Source organism: Janthinobacterium aestuarii, from assembly GCF_051380835.1.
GTDB classification, from domain to species: Bacteria; Pseudomonadota; Gammaproteobacteria; order Burkholderiales; family Burkholderiaceae_D; genus Janthinobacterium; species Janthinobacterium aestuarii.
Genome location: NZ_JBNYXU010000003.1, coordinates 121,873 through 139,624 on the forward strand (window position 1 = coordinate 121,873; position 17,752 = coordinate 139,624).

General features: G+C 64.6%; 16 protein-coding genes. 11 read left to right on the forward strand and 5 right to left on the reverse strand.

Going from position 1 to position 17,752, the window contains the following annotated elements:
• Positions 1-231: 231 nt before the first annotated feature.
• Complete coding sequence (locus ACQ4WO_RS10095) at positions 232-2,499, forward strand: OPT family oligopeptide transporter (protein ID WP_436481277.1); 2,268 nt, start codon at positions 232-234, stop codon at positions 2,497-2,499.
• A 56-nt stretch (positions 2,500-2,555) separates the two neighbouring features.
• On the opposite strand, the gene ACQ4WO_RS10100 is transcribed toward ACQ4WO_RS10095, so the two are convergent.
• Both ACQ4WO_RS10100 and ACQ4WO_RS10105 read right to left on the reverse strand, forming a co-directional pair.
• Positions 2,556-3,485, reverse strand: coding sequence for an AAC(3) family N-acetyltransferase (locus tag ACQ4WO_RS10100; RefSeq protein ID WP_436481278.1), 930 nt, complete (start codon positions 3,483-3,485; stop codon positions 2,556-2,558).
• Positions 3,478-4,659, reverse strand: coding sequence for a prenyltransferase/squalene oxidase repeat-containing protein (locus ACQ4WO_RS10105; RefSeq protein WP_436481279.1), 1,182 nt, complete (start codon positions 4,657-4,659; stop codon positions 3,478-3,480). Before ACQ4WO_RS10105 ends, ACQ4WO_RS10100 begins: the two co-directional genes overlap by 8 nt.
• 168 nt (positions 4,660-4,827) lie before the next feature.
• Between ACQ4WO_RS10105 and ACQ4WO_RS10110 the strand changes: the two genes are divergently transcribed.
• The gene (locus ACQ4WO_RS10110) at positions 4,828-5,055 is read left to right on the forward strand and encodes a hypothetical protein (RefSeq protein ID WP_034755374.1); all 228 of its coding nucleotides are present in this window, start codon (positions 4,828-4,830) and stop codon (positions 5,053-5,055) included.
• 97 nt (positions 5,056-5,152) lie between these two features.
• Positions 5,153-5,656: a GNAT family N-acetyltransferase gene (locus tag ACQ4WO_RS10115; protein WP_436481280.1), complete on the forward strand. Its 504-nt coding sequence runs from the start codon at positions 5,153-5,155 to the stop codon at positions 5,654-5,656.
• A gap of 253 nt (positions 5,657-5,909) precedes the next feature.
• Here ACQ4WO_RS10115 and ACQ4WO_RS10120 read toward each other — a convergent pair whose 3' ends face one another.
• The 3 genes from ACQ4WO_RS10120 to ACQ4WO_RS10130 all read right to left on the reverse strand — a co-directional run bounded on the left by ACQ4WO_RS10120 (position 5,910) and on the right by ACQ4WO_RS10130 (position 9,936).
• Positions 5,910-7,610 (reverse strand): hypothetical protein, encoded by a 1,701-nt coding sequence (locus ACQ4WO_RS10120; RefSeq protein ID WP_436481281.1) that lies wholly within the window; start codon positions 7,608-7,610, stop codon positions 5,910-5,912.
• 12 nt (positions 7,611-7,622) lie between these two features.
• Entirely contained in the window at positions 7,623-8,300 is a 678-nt protein-coding gene (locus tag ACQ4WO_RS10125) for a UPF0149 family protein (protein WP_436481282.1), read from the reverse strand.
• A gap of 130 nt (positions 8,301-8,430) precedes the next feature.
• On the reverse strand, positions 8,431-9,936 hold the full coding sequence (locus ACQ4WO_RS10130; RefSeq protein WP_128142857.1) for a peptide MFS transporter: 1,506 nt from the start codon (positions 9,934-9,936) through the stop codon (positions 8,431-8,433).
• Between the two features lie 311 nt (positions 9,937-10,247).
• Here ACQ4WO_RS10130 and ppnN point away from each other — a divergent pair, with 311 nt between their 5' ends.
• The 8 genes from ppnN to ACQ4WO_RS10170 all read left to right on the forward strand — a co-directional run bounded on the left by ppnN (position 10,248) and on the right by ACQ4WO_RS10170 (position 17,736).
• A complete protein-coding gene (gene ppnN, locus ACQ4WO_RS10135; protein ID WP_046683005.1) occupies positions 10,248-11,618 on the forward strand; it encodes a nucleotide 5'-monophosphate nucleosidase PpnN in 1,371 nt (456 codons plus the stop codon).
• Between the two features lie 194 nt (positions 11,619-11,812).
• The gene (locus ACQ4WO_RS10140) at positions 11,813-12,862 is read left to right on the forward strand and encodes a LacI family DNA-binding transcriptional regulator (protein ID WP_436481283.1); all 1,050 of its coding nucleotides are present in this window, start codon (positions 11,813-11,815) and stop codon (positions 12,860-12,862) included.
• A gap of 223 nt (positions 12,863-13,085) precedes the next feature.
• Positions 13,086-13,892, forward strand: a complete 807-nt coding sequence (locus ACQ4WO_RS10145) for a transporter substrate-binding domain-containing protein (protein ID WP_070304998.1) — start codon at positions 13,086-13,088, stop codon at positions 13,890-13,892.
• Between the two features lie 91 nt (positions 13,893-13,983).
• Positions 13,984-14,676, forward strand: coding sequence for an amino acid ABC transporter permease (locus ACQ4WO_RS10150; RefSeq protein ID WP_436481284.1), 693 nt, complete (start codon positions 13,984-13,986; stop codon positions 14,674-14,676).
• 1 nt (position 14,677) lies between these two features.
• Complete coding sequence (locus ACQ4WO_RS10155) at positions 14,678-15,328, forward strand: amino acid ABC transporter permease (protein WP_436481285.1); 651 nt, start codon at positions 14,678-14,680, stop codon at positions 15,326-15,328.
• On the forward strand, positions 15,315-16,049 hold the full coding sequence (locus ACQ4WO_RS10160; RefSeq protein WP_436481286.1) for an amino acid ABC transporter ATP-binding protein: 735 nt from the start codon (positions 15,315-15,317) through the stop codon (positions 16,047-16,049). The genes ACQ4WO_RS10155 and ACQ4WO_RS10160 overlap by 14 nt, the downstream gene beginning before the upstream one ends.
• Positions 16,046-16,792, forward strand: coding sequence for a sugar phosphate isomerase/epimerase family protein (locus tag ACQ4WO_RS10165; protein ID WP_436481287.1), 747 nt, complete (start codon positions 16,046-16,048; stop codon positions 16,790-16,792). The genes ACQ4WO_RS10160 and ACQ4WO_RS10165 overlap by 4 nt, the downstream gene beginning before the upstream one ends.
• A complete protein-coding gene (locus ACQ4WO_RS10170) occupies positions 16,789-17,736 on the forward strand; it encodes a sugar kinase (RefSeq protein ID WP_436481288.1) in 948 nt (315 codons plus the stop codon). The genes ACQ4WO_RS10165 and ACQ4WO_RS10170 overlap by 4 nt, the downstream gene beginning before the upstream one ends.
• The last annotated feature ends 16 nt before the right edge of the window (positions 17,737-17,752 follow it).

The window sequence follows — 17,752 nt, forward strand, 5'->3', positions numbered from 1 at the left end:
GGCCAGGGGAATCCGGTTCGTTTGGCAGTCAAGGCAGTCTCACGTGAGCGTGCAAGGCACGGTGGCAGCGATTATAGACCAATGCGCCAGCCGTTCCGGCGCGGGCGGGGCGCAGGGAGCGGGCGCAAAAAACCTTTTCATCGAAACGCGGCTGTGCGATAGTCTCGGCTTCAAGCAAATAGCCCGGGCATCGATCCGGGCTGTTTATTTTAAAAGATTAAGGATTGATTTATGGCAAAAGATGCAATGCCGAGCGCCGTGAAGCCGTATATTCCGGCCGATGCGAAACTGCCCGAGATGACCTTCCGCGCGCTATTCATGGGCGTCATCCTGGGGATGGTCTTTGGCGCCTCCTCGCTCTACCTGGTGCTGAAAGTGGGCCTGACCGTCAGCGCCTCGATTCCCGTCGCCGTGATCGCCATCACCCTGTTCGGCCTGGCCAAGAAGGTGGGCGGCAAGGATTCGTCGATCCTGGAAAACAGCATCACGCAAACGGCCGGTTCGGCCGGCGAATCGCTGGCCTTCGGCCTGGGCGTGACCATGCCGGCCATTTTGATCCTCGGCTTCGACCTGGAAATCTCGCGGGTCATGCTGGTCGGCGTCCTTGGCGGCCTGCTGGGCATTTTGATGATGATCCCGATGCGCCGCACCATGATCGTCGATCAGCACAAGGAACTCAAATTCCCCGAAGGCACGGCGTGTGCCGAAGTGCTCAAGGCGGCCGCCACGGAAGAATCGCGCATCGCCGCCGGCGAAAGCATCGAGAAGGATTCGGCTGCCGCGCTGGACGCCAAGCGCCGCGCCAAGATCATCTTCGGCGGTTTCGCCGTCGGCTTGCTGTACAAGGTATTCAATATCTCGTTCAAGGGCTGGAAGGATACGCCCGGCGTGGAATTTGCCGCACCGCTGAAGGGCGGCTCCATCGGCGCCGAGATTTCCCCTGAATTGCTGGGCGTGGGTTACATCATCGGCCCGCGCATCGCCGCCACCATGGCGGCCGGCGGCGTGCTGTCCTACCTGCTGCTGATCCCGATGATCAAGTTCTTCGGCGACAGCCTGACCACCGTGCTCTCGCCGGGCACCAAGTTGATCAGCGAAATGGGCGCGGACGACGTGCGCAGCGCCTATGTGCTGTACATCGGCGCGGGCGCCGTGGCCGCAGGCGGCCTGATTTCGCTGGTGCGCGCCATGCCCATGATCTGGCGCAGCCTGTCGGCCGGCCTGAAGGGCATCGGCAAGGGCGTCAAGAGCAATTCCACCTTGCGCACGGACCAGGATATCCCCCTGAAATGGGTCGTCATCGGCTGCCTGTCCATCATCGCCGTGATCACCTTTGCCACGCCGCTGCACATGAATTTCCTCGGCGCGCTGCTGATCCTCGTCTTCGGCTTTCTGTTCGCCACCGTCTCGTCGCGCCTGACGGGCGAAATCGGCTCGTCGTCGAACCCGATCTCGGGCATGGCTGTGGCCACCTTGCTGTTTACCTGCCTGATCTTCCTGATCATGGGCTGGACGGGCGGGCGTTACTATGTGACGGCCCTGTCGGTGGGCGCCATCGTCTGCATCGCCGCCAGCAATGCGGGCACCACGTCGCAAGACTTGAAAACCGGCTACCTGGTGGGCGCCACGCCGCGCCTGCAGCAGTATGCGATTTTGGCGGGCGCGCTGTCGTCCGCGCTGATCCTCGGCCCGATTCTGCTGAAACTGAACGAAGCGAGCACCGTCTACGTGCCGGCCGCGCAAGTGGCGCCGGGCCTGACGGTCGATGCATCGAAGCTGACGGTGACGGGCGAGTTGCATGGCACGCAAGCCGATACCGACCACAATACGTATAAAGTCTGGCAAAAGACGGATACCGTGGGCGGCCCGGCCGGCAAGTATTTTGTGAAGGAAGACGGTCAGCTGGCTTACCTGGTCGATCCGGGCATCAACGGCCATTACAGCAAGCGTCCGGACGGTTCGGAAGTGAAAAAATACGATGCGCCGAAGGCCGTGCTGATGTCCTACATCATCAAGGGCATCCTCGACCAGCAGCTGCCGTGGACCCTGGTGCTGTTCGGCGTGATGATCGCCGTGGTGCTGGAAATGGCCGGCATCCCGTCGCTGGCGTTTTCCGTGGGCGTGTACCTGCCGCTGTCGTCCACCTTGCCGATCTTCGTCGGCGGCCTGGTGCGCTGGCTGGCGGACCGCCGCAACAACAAGCTGGAACACAATGCGAAACTGAACGAGGAAGAGCGCCAGCTGGCGGGCGACCGCAGTTCCGGCGTGCTGCTGGCTTCCGGCTACATCGCCGGCGGCGCGCTGGCCGGCATTATCATCGCCATCACGGCCGGCGTGCTTACGCACTTCGACCAGATGATGGCCGACTGGGCCGAGCACGGCAACCCGTTCTACGCGGGCCTGCACCCGGATGCGCTGTCGCTGCTGCCGTATGCCGTCATCATCGTGCTGCTGTATATCGTGGCAAGAGAGAAGAAGGCGGATCGCCCGCAGGCTTGATGTCCCAGTCTATCCAATGAGAGCCGCCCGGTGTCACGATGATCCGGGCGGTTTTTTTATGCGCGCCCGATGGGCCGCGCCGCCAGTTGCGCTGCGCTCGCGTAGATCGTCACGTTGTCGGACGCGAGCCGGCCCAGGTGCGCATAAAACGCCTGCGCCGGTATGCACCACGACGCCGCATCGCCCACTTGCCCATTGACGCGCAGGCCGGCGGCGTCGAATTCACGGTGAAAGTAGTCGCGCAGGTCGGCGCGGCCGGGATGGTCGATGCGGCGCTGGGCGGCTGCCGGATCGAACGGGCGCACGGGCACTTCCCAGCGCCGGCCCGAATGGTCCAGGCAGGCCAGCAGCTGTGTATCGTCTTCCCACACGGGCACGGGAAAGGCGTCGCCCATGGCGTCTTCCAGCGCGTGATAGAACGTCACCGGTCCCATGGAAATGCCGAGGCCCAGCACCTTCGCGTGATCGCAGCCGATGAAACGCTGCCAGGGCGAGTCCATGCCGAAGATCGAGGGCGCGCGGTGGTGCGCTTCGGTAAGCTGAACGGCATGGCGGCCCCACGCGGACACTGAGTGAGTCGGGTGGATGCTGCGCCGGACACCGGCGCTGGCCAGGAAGGCTTCGGGCAGGCGTCCCATGTGCGTGCCATGGCGGCGCGGGTCGAACACATAGTCGGGCATGGCGCAGGTGGCGCGCACGGTGCCGCCCGGCAGATAGTAGGTGGGCAGCAGCAAGGTGCCTTGCGGGCCGACGGCGTCCTGCAGGGCGCCTATCACGACGAGTGCGCCGCCTTCCACGTAGCCGAGGCTTTTCAGCGAAGAATGGATGAACAGCGTATCTCCGTGCGCGATGCCCAGCCGCGTCAGATCGGCGGCCAATCCGGCGCGCGTCACATGGGGCGCGTTCTGGCGCACGTGCCGCGCGCTGGCGGTGCGGCGCCATGCTTCCAGCGCGGCCCTGGCGGCGCGTTTGGCCTCGTCAAGCATCTCCGATTTCCATTTCCAGCAGGTTGGCATCGATGCAGAACTTGGCGGCCCAGTTCAGGTAGGCCCAGGTGCCGTAGTCGCCATCGACGGGAAACGAGCCCTTGACGCCGCCGCGCGCGTGCGCGGGACCGTCGATGCTGACCGCGCGCCGCACGAAACGGTTCAAGCGGCGCCCCGCGTCGAGGTAGCGCCGCTCGCCCGTGAACTGGTACAGCAGGAACAGACAATGCGCGTTTTGCGCGGAACCCGTGAGGCAGGCGTAGCTGGCTGCCTGCTGGAAGTCCGGGCCGAGGCGACCCGCCAGGTAGCCATCGTCCCTCACGGCCTTGGCGACGCTCGTGCCGGTGCGCGCGGCGGCGTCCAGCAGGCCGGCGCGCGCGGAAAAGCGGTGTGCTTCGAGCAGGCCGCGCAAGGCGTAACCGATGGTGTGAGTCAGCGGCAGCAGCGGGTTGTCCAGGCAGTTCGAAGCGAACCAGCCGTTGGGGCGCTGCTTGGTCAGCGCCCAGTCGACCTGGCGCAGGCCGGCCGCGCCATAGCCGTGGCCCGGTGCGATGCGGTCCGCTTCGAACAGGCCCCACGCCACATGCGTTTCGTAGGCCTTGTCGCCGGCGCTGGCGAACGGCGTCGGATGGCGGCGCCAGCAGCCGTCGGCATCCTGGCTGTCGCGCAGCCAGCTTGCCGCGCGGTGCATGGCGTTTTCGTAGGCTTCGCCGTACGCTGCCACGCCGGCGGCCAGGCCCAGCAAAATCTGGCCCGTGTTGAAGGTGACGGGCACGCGCGGCGTGGAATCGATTTTCCCGCCCTGGAAACCGCCTTCCGGAAACTGGATGGCCACGCACCAATCGAGCATGCGGCGCGCGCGTCCGTGCAGCGCCTCGTCACCCGTGCGCTGCGCCAGGGCGATGACGGTGGGGATGAGGTAGCCGGTGGTCTCCGGGTAGGAACTCGACCAGCCTGTCAGCAGGCTGTAGTCGCGCGCGACGCCGCCATCGTTTGAGCTGGAATGATCCTGCGCCGCGCTCAGCCAGGCCGTGCAGGCCTTGACGACGGCTTGCGGCCCGGGGTCAAGGGCGGGCAGGCCGCGCCGGTCCGACAGCCGCTCCATGCGCGCCGCGGCCGGCAGGCTTGCCTGCGGCGCCAGTGTGTTCCGTATCTTCGTGAGCAAGGTGCGCATGGCAGTGATGGCGTAGTGGTGGGCTCCGGCTACTGTAGCGCCGGCAGCCGGCACGGCTATTGACTTGCCGCAAGGATCAGCCGCCGCATCGCCGCCGCTGGAATTGACGCATAATGGATGCCTAATCGACACATAATGGACGCTACAGCACCATCGACGAGGCCCGCCATGAACAATGTCACGCTTGAGTATTCGGTCGTCACCAATCCCGACTCCTTTGTCGGCTTCAAGTATTACGTCAAGGCGGGGCAGGCATTCGATGCCGATGATTTCGCCTATTCCTACAAGCTGAAACGCTCCGACCTGGACCCGGACAGCGTGCTGGCCACGCGCGAGGCGGCGGCGAATCTGCAGCCGGGCGAGTGGCTGACGGTGTCGCATTCGATTGCGGCGTAGCGACACGCTGTGTGTTTCTTGTTTAACTTACCTGGCCCGCCAGGGACATATGCATCTGACTCTTTCAGCATTTCCTGATATCTCTATTGTTCCAACCTTGCCTGAACACGCCGAAGCGCTGGCCGCCTTGGTGGCGCAAAACCGTGAGCGCCTGCAAGCTTATCTGCCCGCCGTGCTACAGCTGGACTCGTTCGGCGAGGCGCAGGCCTATCTGCAGGCCGCTGCCGCGCGCGCGGCCAACGGGGAAGTCCTGGAATGGCATGTTTTCTCCGGCACGGCCTTGTGCGGCAGCATCCGCCTGAAAGACATCGACACAGCGGACCGGAAAGCGAAAATTGGCTACTACCTTGGACACCAGTACCAGGGCCGGGGCATCGCCAGCGCTGCGGTACGCGCCGTCCTGGCGCATGCGTTTGGCGCGCTGCAGTTGCACCGCATCGAATTGCAGTGCGCGGCCGGTAATCACGCCAGCATGGCGCTGGCCGAGCGGCTGGGATTTGCGCGCGAAGGCGTGCGGCAGCAGGGGGAGCTGTTAAATGGCGTGTTTGTCGACCTGCATGTCTTTGGTTTGCTGCAGCCCGATTTTGTGCAGGAGGTGTAGCCTTTAGCCGGGCATGAACCACGCCCGCAGCTCATCCTCGGCCCTCCGCGCCGTTGCCTGCGTCAGGTCAGCACGATGATCTTTTCCCGCACCGGGCGGCGGCCATCGCCGACGGCCAGTTCGATGGCTTGCTCGAAGCTTGTGTAGCCGTGGCCGAATTCATGCGGGCATTGCTGCACGATGCGGGCCGCCTTGCCGGCGTTCCGGTCCGCCAGGTTGACGATGGGATTACCGTCATGGAATGACTGGCCGGCTAGATGCCGAACACTTTCAATATCGCGTCCGTGAATCCCTCGAACCAGCTACCCACCTTGCCCGCATGCTTGCCGTGGCGCGGGGTTTCTTCGTACAGGTAGACGCCGTTGTCGCCGTCGAAGCGGTCGTTGAGCAGCGCTTGCTGGCCGCGCAGATAGGGGATGAAGGTTTCGCTGCGCAGGGTCGAGTACAGCACGTCGGTGCTGAAACCCAGGGTGGCGGACTGGCTGATGGAGCGTCCCTGGCCGGCCCGTTCCAGGCGCACGCCACGGCAGCCGCGCACGATCAGGGTGACGGGGCCGCGAAAGACGATGAAGCGCAGCTGCAGGGTGAGCCAGGCGTGCAGGCTGCCCAGGCGCCAGTGGCTGCTGATCACCAGAGGCTGGCCCGCATCGGCAATCAATCCGACCAGGCCCCGCGGCTGGAATACCAATGCGCTGCCGGCCGGCAGGTGGACGATGGCCACTTCCAGCAGCGGGTCGTCGCTGGCGGATATCGTCACGGATGCCGGCTCGCCGCTTTCCAGCCGGGTCAGCGCCACCATGCCGGCGGCCAGGCTGGTGAACGGGAAGCGCCAGTCCAGCAGCCATTGCGTGCGCTTGCGTGTGCCGACGGGCGACGATTGCAGGTATTCGGGATGGATCAGCATCCGCTGCCCGGGCTGCAGCAGCAAGCCGTGCGACACGGCGGAAATGCGTGACTCGCCATGCGGCGGCAAGGGGAGGGAGCTGTCCGCGACCTGCAGTTCGTGCGCGACCGACAGCGGCGGCAAACGGGCAGCGATGGGCGCCAGCACGAAGTAAAAGAATGCTTTGATCGCCACGGGCAGCAAGATGGCCGACAGCACCAGCAGGGCGGCCGTGGGCGCCACGTCCATCACGGGCGCGCGCCAGCGGGCGATCCAGTTGCTCGCCAGCTGCGTTTCGCCGGCCGCGATGGCTTTTTGCACGGGCGCCAGCGCACCGGCCAAGGCTTGCTCGTCGATGGAAAATGGGGCGGGGCGGGCAGCGTTCGTGGCGCTGCTGTGCACGCGCTGCGCTGTCCAGGCCTGATACGCTTGCAGGTTGATGTCGCGCAGGCGCTGGCCTTGCGTTTCGAGCTGCGACAGCTGCGCATAGGCGTCGCTGCCGGGCAGGCGGGTGGCCAGCGGGTGCTGCGTTTCCAGTTCCCGGCGCTGGCGCAGGTTTTCCTGTAGCGCGGCATACGCGCGCACATGTTCCGCGTGCAGGCGCGTCAGGGTCTGCCGCGCATCTTCGCCACTGATCGCCGCTTGCAGGGCCGTCAGATAGCGGGCTTCCTGCGCCAGCACTTCGATCTCCACGCGCCGCGTGGCTTCGTCCTGCGCGTGCAGGGCCAGGGTGGTCGTGTCGGGCAGGGGAAGCGTAAACAGCGACGGTTGCTGCCGCGCGCGCAAGGTGGTCAATTGCACCTGCACTTCCTTCAGGCGGGTGGCGATGGCCGTGCGCGGGACGTGCCGCAAGGCGTTGACCCGCGCCGTGGCGGCAGCGGCCAGGCCGGCGCCATGATGATCGGCGCCGTCGGCGGCCAGCCTCAATGCGGCGATGGCCTCGCTGCCGGCGCTGTAGGCGCGCCATTCTGCCAGCAGCATGCGTCCGGCCAGCAAGATGACGATGAACAGGGCGAACTGCAGCGCGTGGCGCAGCAGGAAGCGCAGGATGGCCGTCAGCAGCTGGCGCAAGGAGGAATCGCCTTAGGTCGCCGCGCTATCGGCGTCGGCACAGCATTTCTTGTACTTTTTGCCGCTGCCGCAGTGGCACGGGTCGTTGCGGCCCGTCTTCGGCAGTTCGCGCAGCACGGTGGCGCCGGGCTGGCTTTGTTTCAGGTGGCGCTGGCGCGCCCAGGCCGCGTTGATGGCGATGACGGCGGGAATCACGCCATCCATGGCCGTTTCGGCTGCATCGTCATCGAGTTCGCTGGCCGTGGCCAGGTGCTGGAATGGCGCCAGGTACTCAGGGTGGCTGACGGCCAGGGCCGCCCACTGGGGCTTGTCCAGGCTCGTGCCGAGGATAAAACCGGCGCACCAGGCGGGCACGCTCCATTCGGGGCCGCAGACGTAGATGGGCTCGAAGCTGTCCGGGTCCTTCGCCAGCCATTCGACCATGTAGGCGTGGTGGCGCTGCGCCAGGCTGGCCGCCCGTTCGCTGGTCTCGTCCTGCGCTGGCGAGGCGCCGCCGGCCGCCTTGTCCCACACCCATGGCAGCCACTGTTCCGGCGCGATCTGCTTCGGGCTCAGGACGACGGCCGTGAGAAAACCTTCCAGCATCGACACGTCCATGGCGCGGCTTTCCAGCGCAGGCGCGGCCAGCAGGGTGTCGAGTTCGGCGTATTCGTCGTCGGAGAGGGGCGTGGTGGTGGAGATGCTGGACATAATATTCTTTGGTGATGTGAGTGGAGTGGCAGGCGGCCCTGGCCGTATTGTACCGCCCGGCCGGGCAAAAACCGGCGCCGGAATGAAAAACGGCGGCCCGCAGGCCGCCGTTGTCAGCTAAGGCAGAAGCTTACTTCACGCCGTGCATCAGTTTGTTGATCAGCGGTGCGATCAGGAACAGCACGACACCGGCACCCAGCAGGGACCAGAAGCCGAAGGTGTAGCCGGACAGGGCCGACTGCACCGACATGCCGCTGGTGCCGCTGACGTGGCTGGCGAAGATGCCCGACAGGTTGTTGCCGATACCGGTCGACAGGAACCAGCCGCCCATGCCCAGGCCGACCAGGCGCACTGGTGCCAGCTTGGTGACCATCGACAGGCCGATAGGCGACAGGCACAGCTCGCCGATCGATTGCAGCACGTAGACGGTGGTCAGGGTCCAGAACGGGATCTTGTTATCGGCGCCAACCAGGCTCGACAGAGCGAAGATCAGCAGGCCGAAGGCCAGCGCATTGCCCAGCAAGCCCAGGCCGAATTTGCGCGGGATCGAAGGATTGACGTTGTGGCGCGCCAGGAAAACCCAGATGGCGGCGATGATCGGCGCGAAGACGATGATGGCGACCGAATTGACGGTCTGGAAGTAGGCGGTCGGGAAGATCCAGAAGCCCAGGTCGCGGTTGACGATCTTGTCGGCCAGGAAAGTAAACGAGCTGCCTGCCTGTTCGAAGAACATCCAGAACAGGATGTTGAAGACAAAGATCAGCAGCATGGCGATGACGCGGTCACGCGCAACTTTACCGTTGCGTATGCCTTCGATCATCAGCATCACGGCCAGGCCGACGAACAGCACGGTCAGGACGATTTGCAGCTTTTCAGCGCCGACGGTCAGCAGGAAGTACATCAGCGGGATCACGCACAGGGAACCGACGGCTACCCAGACGACGCGCATCGGGTTGCCGGAACCGGCTTCAGGAGCGCCGATGCCTTTCAGGGCGCGGCGGCCGATGGCGAACCATACCAGGCTGATCAGCATGCCGAAACCGGAAGCCATGAAGACCATCTTGTACGATGGCATGGCGCTGGTGCCGAAGATCGACTCGGCCAGCCACTGGGTGAAGACGGGCGCGACCATGGCGCCCATGTTGATACCCATGTAGAAGATCGTGAAGCCGCTGTCGCGGCGCGGATCGGCTGTCGTGTACAGCTTGCCGACCATGGTCGAGATGTTCGGCTTGAACATGCCGTTGCCGACGATCATGGTGGCCAGGCCCAGGTTGAAGATGTCCTGGTTCGGTACCGAGATGCAGAACAGGCCTGCAGCCATGAAGACGGCGCCCAGCAGGATCGAGCGCTGGTAACCGATGACACGGTCGGCGATGTAGCCGCCGAACAGGGCGCCGGCGTACACCAGCGCGAGGAAGGAACCGTAGGTAAGGTTGGCCGCTGCCTGTCCCGAACCGTCGCCGCCATGGAACTGGGCCACGATGTACAGGACCAGCGCCCAGCGAACTCCGTAGAACGCGAAGCGCTCCCAGAATTCAGTCATGAACAACATCCACAATGGGCTTGGATGGCCCATAATCTGCTTGAACTCGGGAATAACGGCTTCCTTGTTGGGCGTAGTCGCACCGCTCATGCGGTTCCTCCTGAAAAATTATTATAGTCAATCGATACAACGAACTTATGGAAGCCTGCGGGCGGCGGGGACTCTCATGAAGAACCTCACGCACGGGAATTCCAATAGGCTGGCATTCTAATCTACAAATTGCGCTGAGCGAAGGTTTCGATTCGCATTAGCAAGAATGACTGTTTCATATTAGTCAAACCGGTTTGCAGGCAAGGGCGGGCCCGGCGATTTTGCGGCGGCACAGCACAACTTGCCTGACTTGTCGTATATTAAGGCTGCAAGACCTTCGAGCATCGATTTTTAAAGGGATTTTTCGCATTATGGAACACGACGTTATCGATACTCTGGTTTCACCGGAAGGCCGCCTGGACGTGCTCTCCAAGACTGAAGTCAACAAACTGCTCGATACCAGCCAGGGCGGCCTGTACAACACCTTCCGCCGCTGCGCGCTGGCGGTCTTGAATTGCGGCAGCACCATCGACGATGGCCGCGCCCTGCTGGAGCGCTACCAGTCGTTTGAAATCTCGATCATCCAGCGCGAGCGCGGTATCAAGCTCGACATCAAGGGCGCGCCGGCCATCGCCTTTGTCGACGGCAAGATGATCAAGGGCATCCACGAGCACCTGTTTGCCGTGCTGCGCGACATTATCTTCGTCAGCGATGAAGTGACGGGCAACCCGAAATTCGACTTGCAGAGCACGGAAGGCGTGACGGACGCCGTCTTCCATATCCTGCGCAACGCCAACGTACTGCAAACCCAGCTCAACCCGAACCTGGTCGTGTGCTGGGGCGGCCACTCGATCAACCGCGCCGAATACAATTATTCGAAGGAAGTGGGCTACCAGCTGGGCTTGCGCGGCCTCGACATCTGCACCGGCTGCGGCCCCGGCGCCATGAAGGGCCCCATGAAGGGCGCCACCATCGGCCACGCCAAACAGCGCCTGCACAATGGCCGCTACCTGGGCATCACGGAGCCGGGCATCATCGCGGCCGAGTCGCCGAACCCCATCGTCAATGACCTCGTCATCATGCCGGACATCGAAAAACGCCTGGAAGCGTTCGTGCGCGCCGGCCACGGCATCGTGGTCTTCCCGGGCGGCGCGGGCACGGCCGAAGAGATTCTGTATATCCTCGGCATCCTGCTGCATCCGGACAATGCCGAGATACCCTTCCCGTTGATTTTCACGGGCCCGGAAACGTCGCGCGAATACTTCGTGCAAATCAACCAGTTCATCCACGACACCCTGGGCCCGGAAGCGCAGCAGCGCTACAAGATCATCATCGACGACCCGGAACTGGTGGCGCGCGAAATGCTCGAAGGCATCCGTCAGGTGCGCGAATTCCGCAAGGCGCACAGCGACGCGTATTACTTCAATTGGCTGTTGAAGATCGACCACGAGTTCCAGAAGCCGTTCCAGCCCACGCATGAAAACATGCGCAACCTGAGCCTGCACAAGAACCAGCCCACGCACTTGCTGGCGGCCCAGTTGCGCCGCGCGTTTTCGGGCGTGGTGGCGGGCAACGTCAAGGACGACGGCATCCGCTCGATCGAAAAGTACGGCAACTTCGAGATCCACGGCGACAAATCCATCGCCGGCCCCATGGATGCGCTGCTCGCTTCCTTCGTGGCGCAGCACCGCATGAAACTGGCGGGTACGGCATACGTGCCGTGCTACACCGTGGTCCAGTAAACAGTCTTGAAACCACCGCGCCGCCCGCTCCCTGCGTTTGCCGGGGGCGGGCGGCGCCTTTCCACTGATGCCCCCATCGCGTTCCTTCGCCGCCACAGGCAATCAAATCGCTTGCGTCATCGATTCGTGGGTGCTATCTTTGGAACCGGTTCCAAAATAAAAATATACAGGTCAACAGGTAGTGGAGAACAAGCTTGGATTCAGTACGCGGCAATAAAAAAACAGTTTCCGGCGAGCCGGCACGTCCCGTGACCATCGCCCAGGTGGCGTCCGAGGCAGGCGTGTCGAAGACGAGCGTGTCGCGCTTTCTCGGCGGCGAACTCGACGCGCTGTCCGAGAATATCCGCCAGCAGATCACCAGCACCATTGCGCGCCTCGGCTACCAGCCGAACCAGATGGCGCGCGGCCTCAAGCGGGGACGCACGCGCCTGATCGGCATGGTCGTGGCGGACATGCTCAATCCCTACACGGTGGCCGTGCTGCAAGGCGTGGAAGCGGCTTGCCAGCAGCATGGCTATACCCTGATTTTATGTAATACCGGCAATGACGAACAGCGCGAACGCCAGTCGCTGGCCGCGCTGCGCTCGTACAGCGTGGAAGGGCTGATCGTCAACACGCAGGGACGCAACATCGAGTCGTCCGACTTGCAGCAGGCGGGCATGCCCATCGTGCTGGTCGACCGCCGCATCGAGGGCGCCGACTTCGACCTCGTGGGCCTGGACAATGTGCAGGCGGGCCGGCTGGCCACGGCGCATCTGATCGAGCAGGGTTTCGACGCCATCGCCTTCGTTGCGCCGCCCTTGACGGGCGTCAGTTCGCGCCTGATGCGCGCCGACGGTTTCCAGTCCGTGATGGCCGAGCATCCGGGCTGCGTGGGCGAAGTGCTGGCGGTGGACCTGGACGACCGGCCGGCCATCGACGCACAAATGCGGCAATGCCTGGCGCAGTGGCGCGGCCGCCGCGTGGCGCTGCTGGCCTCGAACGGCATGGTCGCGCTGGAACTGGCGCTGATGCTGCAGCGCCTCGCATTGCGCATGCCGCAGGACGTGGGCTTGCTGGGCTTTGACGAATTGCCGTGGTCGCCGCTGGCGGGCCTGAGCACGATCGAGCAGCAGACGTACGAGATCGGCTTTTCGGCGATGACATGCATGCTGTCGCGCCTGCAGGGCGATCAATGCCCGCCGCGCGAGGTGCTGTTGCCAGGCAAGCTGATTGTGCGCAACTCCACCCGGGGCGGCGACTGACGGGGAAGAGGGCCTTGCCCTTTTTTTTGGGAAGGTTATGGAACCGGTTTCATAGATTGTATTCAGCCAGGAAAGGGGCATGGATAGACAGGCAGGGCAATGGTTGGCAGGAGCTTGAAAAGAAGTTGAAACGACACGGCAAGAGACGAAATAAATCGTCCATTTGACAATATTCCCGGAAGCGCCTCGACGAGGCCGGTACCGGGATCACAGGAGACTGAGCATGAAGATGACTACACTGTTTTACGCGAAGATCGTGGCTTGCGCACTGGCAGCAACGTGCGCTCTCGGTGCGGCGGCCGACGCCGGCGCCCAGACGCTTGGCGACTTGATCAAGAAGGGCAAGCTGACCATCGGCGTCGTCAGCGGCACGCCGCCGTTTGGCAGCATCGATGCCAAGGGCGTGCCCGTCGGCTATGACGTCGACGTCGCCAACCTGATCGGCAAATACCTGAACCTGCCCGTGGAGATCGTCCCGTTGACGGCGCCGTCGCGCGTGCCGTCGCTGGAATCGGGCAAGGTCGACTTCCTCGTGGCGACCCTGGCGCCCACGCCGGAACGGGCCAAGACCTTGATGTTCACCATGCCTTACAGCGCGTTCGAGCTGGCCATCGTCGCACCGGTCGGTGGCAAATTCAAGGCCCTGGCCGACTTGAAAGGCAAGAAGGTGGGCGTGACGCGCGGCACCACGAATGACACGGCCCTGAGCCGCATGGCGCCGGCCGGCACCAGCATCGTGCGTTTCGAGGATGACGCCACCGTCACCCAGGCCTTGCTCAGCAAGCAGGTCGACGCCGTCTCGATCCCCAGCACGATGGCGCTCGACATCATCAAGACGCGCGGCGCGGGCAAGATCGAGGTCCGCTTCTCCTACTCGCTGCAGCCCAATTCGATGGCCGTGCGCCGCGGCGACTTCGAGCTGCACCAGTGGCTTAACAACTTCATCTACTACGTCAAGCTGAACGGCGAACTCGATGCCATCGCGCGCAAGTGGAGCGGCGCGCCGCTGCCGGCGCTGCCGACCTTCTGATACCGCCACCCGCACAGCGATAGTGCTCGTCCGCACGGCGCGCCGCCACGGTGGCGCGGCCGGGGACGCACACGTAGAAAAGGAGTTGAGTATGCCGTATGAATTTCATTTCGAACTCGTCATGCAATCGCTGGACCGCCTGTTGTGGGGCGCGGCGCTGACGATACGCCTGAGCGCCCTGTCCATGGTGCTGGGGCTGGCGGTGGGCGTGTGCGCCGCCGTCATCCTGAAGAACGGTCCCGCCTATGCCCGCGCGGTGGTGCGCGCCTATGTCGAGATCATTCGCAGCACGCCGTTCCTGGTGCAGCTGTTCATCATCTACTTCGGCTTGCCGTCGCTGGGCTTGCAGCTCGACGCGAACGGCGCCGCGCTCGTCGCCATGACGGTCAACCTGGGCGCCTATGCGACCGAGATCGTGCGCGCCGGCATCGGCGCCGTGCATCCGTCGCAGCTCGAGGCGGCGCAGGCGCTGGGCATGACGCGCTGGCAGGTGATGCGCCACGTGGTATTGCTGCCGGCGCTGGAAAAAGTGTATCCGGCGCTGGCCAGCCAGTTCACCTTGATGATGCTGGCATCGAGCGTCGTGTCGGCCATTTCCGCCGAAGAGCTGACTGCCGCCGCGCACCTGCTCGACTCGGAAACCTTCCGCAGCTTCGAGATCTACCTCGTCGTGATGGTGCTGTACATCCTGTTGGCCCTGCTGTTCCGCTTCAGCTTCTGGGTGCTGGGCCAGATCGTCTTCAAACGCCGCCGCCGTCTGGGCGCGGTGCGCATGGGAGCATGACATGATCAGTGACTTTTCCTGGGATAACCTGCAATTCCTGCTCGAGGCCACGCGCTGGACCATCGGCCTGTCGCTGATCGTCTTCATCACGGGCGGCATCGCCGGCTTCGCGGTGGCGCTGCTGCGCACGGCGCGCAGCCCGTTCCTGCGTTTCATCAGCGCCCTGTACATCCAGCTGGTCCAGGGCACGCCGGTGCTGATCGTGCTGTTCCTGACCTATTACGGGCTGGCCCTGTTCGGCTACAAGCTGTCGCCGGTCATCGCGGCCGGCGCGGCGATGACGATCTTTGCCAGCGCCTACCTGGGCGAGATCTGGCGCGGCTGCATCGAAGGCGTGCAGCGGCAGCAGTGGGAAGCTTCGGCCGCGCTGGCGCTGAACCGCTACCAGCAGCTGCGCTACGTCATCCTGCCGCAAGCGCTGCGCCATTCGCTGCCGCCGACCGTGGGCTTCATGGTGCAGATCATCAAGAACACTTCGATCACCTCGATCATCGGCGTGGTGGAACTGACGCGGGCAGGGCAACTGGTCAGCAATGCGACCTTCCTGCCGTTCATCGTCTTCCCCATCGTCGCCCTGATCTACTTCGCGATGTGCTATCCGCTGTCGCGCTACAGCCATTTACTGGAAAGGAAATTCCATGCCCATCGTTGAAATCGACAATATCTGCAAGAGCTTCGGCGCCAACCACGTGCTCAAGGGCGTGTCGTTCGCAGTCGAGCGGGGGCAGGTGATCGCCGTGATCGGCCGCAGCGGCTCCGGCAAGAGCACCATGCTGCGCTGTATCAACGGCCTGGAAACCATCGACAGCGGCAGCATCGTCGTGGCCGGCCACACGCTGACGGCGCGCCAGGAACACCTGCTCGACTTGCGCAAGGACGTCGGCATGGTCTTCCAGAGCTACAACCTGTTCCCGCATCTGACCGTGGAAGAAAACGTCATGCTGGCGCCGCGCATCGTCAAGAAGGTGCCCGATGCCCAAGGCCGCGCCACGGCGCTGCGCGTGCTCAAGCAGGTGGGCCTGGACCACAAGCGCGAGTCCTATCCCGAGCAGCTGTCGGGCGGCCAGCAGCAGCGCGTGGCGATCGCCCGGTCGCTGGCGATGGAGCCGCAAGTGATGCTGTTCGACGAAGTGACGTCGGCGCTCGACCCGGAACTGACGCAGGAAGTGCTGAAGGTGATGGAAGAGCTGGCGCAGGCTGGCATGACGATGCTGCTGGTGACGCACGAGATGGAGTTCGCGCGGCGCATGGCCGACGTCACCGTCTTCATGCACCAGGGGACGGTGTGGGAGAGCGGGCCGTCGGAAGCCTTCTTCAGCAACCCGCAAACGCCCGAAGCGCGCCAGTTCGTCGGCGCGGGAGCGATCAAGTGAGCCCCGTTCTGGTGGCGGCGTCGGCCTATGGCGCAAGCAGGGTAAGGCAGCTGGGGCAAAGCCATTTCATCGACGTGGTGGCCGATGCGGGCGGTGCCGGCATCGAGATCCGCCGCGAATTGTTCACCTCCGACTTGCCGGACCTGGCGCGCATGGGCGCGGCGGTGGCCGCGCGCGGCCTGTACTGCGTGTATTCCACGCCCATCGAATTGTGGGGCGCGGACGGACAGCTGCAGCACGAACTGCTGCGGCAGATGCTGGACGAGGCGGCGCGCCTGGGCGCGCGCTACCTGAAGGTGTCGCTGGGCCATTACCCGGCCGCGCCGGAGCTGCCGGCCTTGAAGGCGCAGCTGGAGGCCGCGCCCGTGGCGCTGCTGGTGGAAAACGACCAGACGGCCCATGGCGGCAGGCTGGCGACGATGGCGCGCTTCCTGGCGGCGGCGCGCGACATCGGGCTGCCCGTGGGGCTGACCTTCGACATCGGCAACTGGCGCTGGGTGGGCGAGGACGCGCAGCAGGCGGCGCGCCTGCTGGCGCCGTACGTGCGCTATGTGCATTGCAAGACGGTTCTTGACGACGGGGGCCGCTTGTCCGCGTGTGCCGTTTCCGAGGCCGATCCGGCCTGGCGCGCCGTCTTCGCGCACTTTGCGCCGGGCGTGCAACGGGCCATCGAATTCCCGCTCGAGGGCGCCGACCTGGTGGCCGAAACGGGCCGCTATATTCAGATACTGGAGGCTGTATGATGAAGCTTGACGTTGTTACCTATGGCGAGGCGATGGCGATGTTCGTTGCCGAGCAAACGGGCGACCTGGCGACCGTGGCGCACTTTACGCGCCGCCTGGCCGGTGCCGAGACGAATGTCGCCATCGGCCTGGCGCGCCTGGGTTTGAAAGTCGGCTGGCTGAGCCGCGTGGGCGACGACTCGTTCGGCCGCTTCATCCGCGCCAGCGTGCAGGCAGAGGGCGTCGATTGCAGCCGCGTCGTCGCCGTCGCCGGCCAGTCCAGCGGCTTCCTGCTCAAGGAGAAGGCCGAGAACGGCGCCGATCCGCTGGTCGAATACTTCCGCAAGGGTTCCGCCGCCAGCCGGCTGGCGCCCAAACACTTCGACCCCGCCTATTTCCTGTCCGCGCGCCACTTGCACGCCACGGGCGTGGCCGCGGCGCTGTCCGAGACCAGCCTGGCGTTCGCAGGCCAGGCGCTCGACTTCATGCGCGCCAACGGCCGCACCGTGTCGTTCGACCCGAACCTGCGGCCCTCGCTGTGGCCGTCGCAAGCCGTCATGATCGAACAGATCAACCGCCTCGCCGCCAAGGCGGACTGGGTGCTGCCCGGCCTGGGGGAAGGAAAAATCCTCACCGGCCACGACCTGCCGCACGACGTTGCCGGCTTTTATCTGCAGCAGGGCGCGCGGCTGGTGGTCATCAAGCTGGGCGCCGAGGGCGCCTATTACCGCACGGCCGATGGCGACAGCGGCATGGTGGCGGGCGAGCGCGTGGCCAACGTGGTCGATACGGTGGGCGCCGGCGACGGCTTCGCGGCCGGCCTGGTCAGCGCCTTGCTGGAAGGCTTGCCGCTGGCGCAGGCGGTAGGGCGCGGCAACTGGGTCGGCGCCTTCGCCATCCAGGTGGCCGGCGACATGGAAGGCTTGCCGACCCGCGCCCAGCTCGATGCGCTGGTCCCATCTTGAACCGTACAGGGGAAAC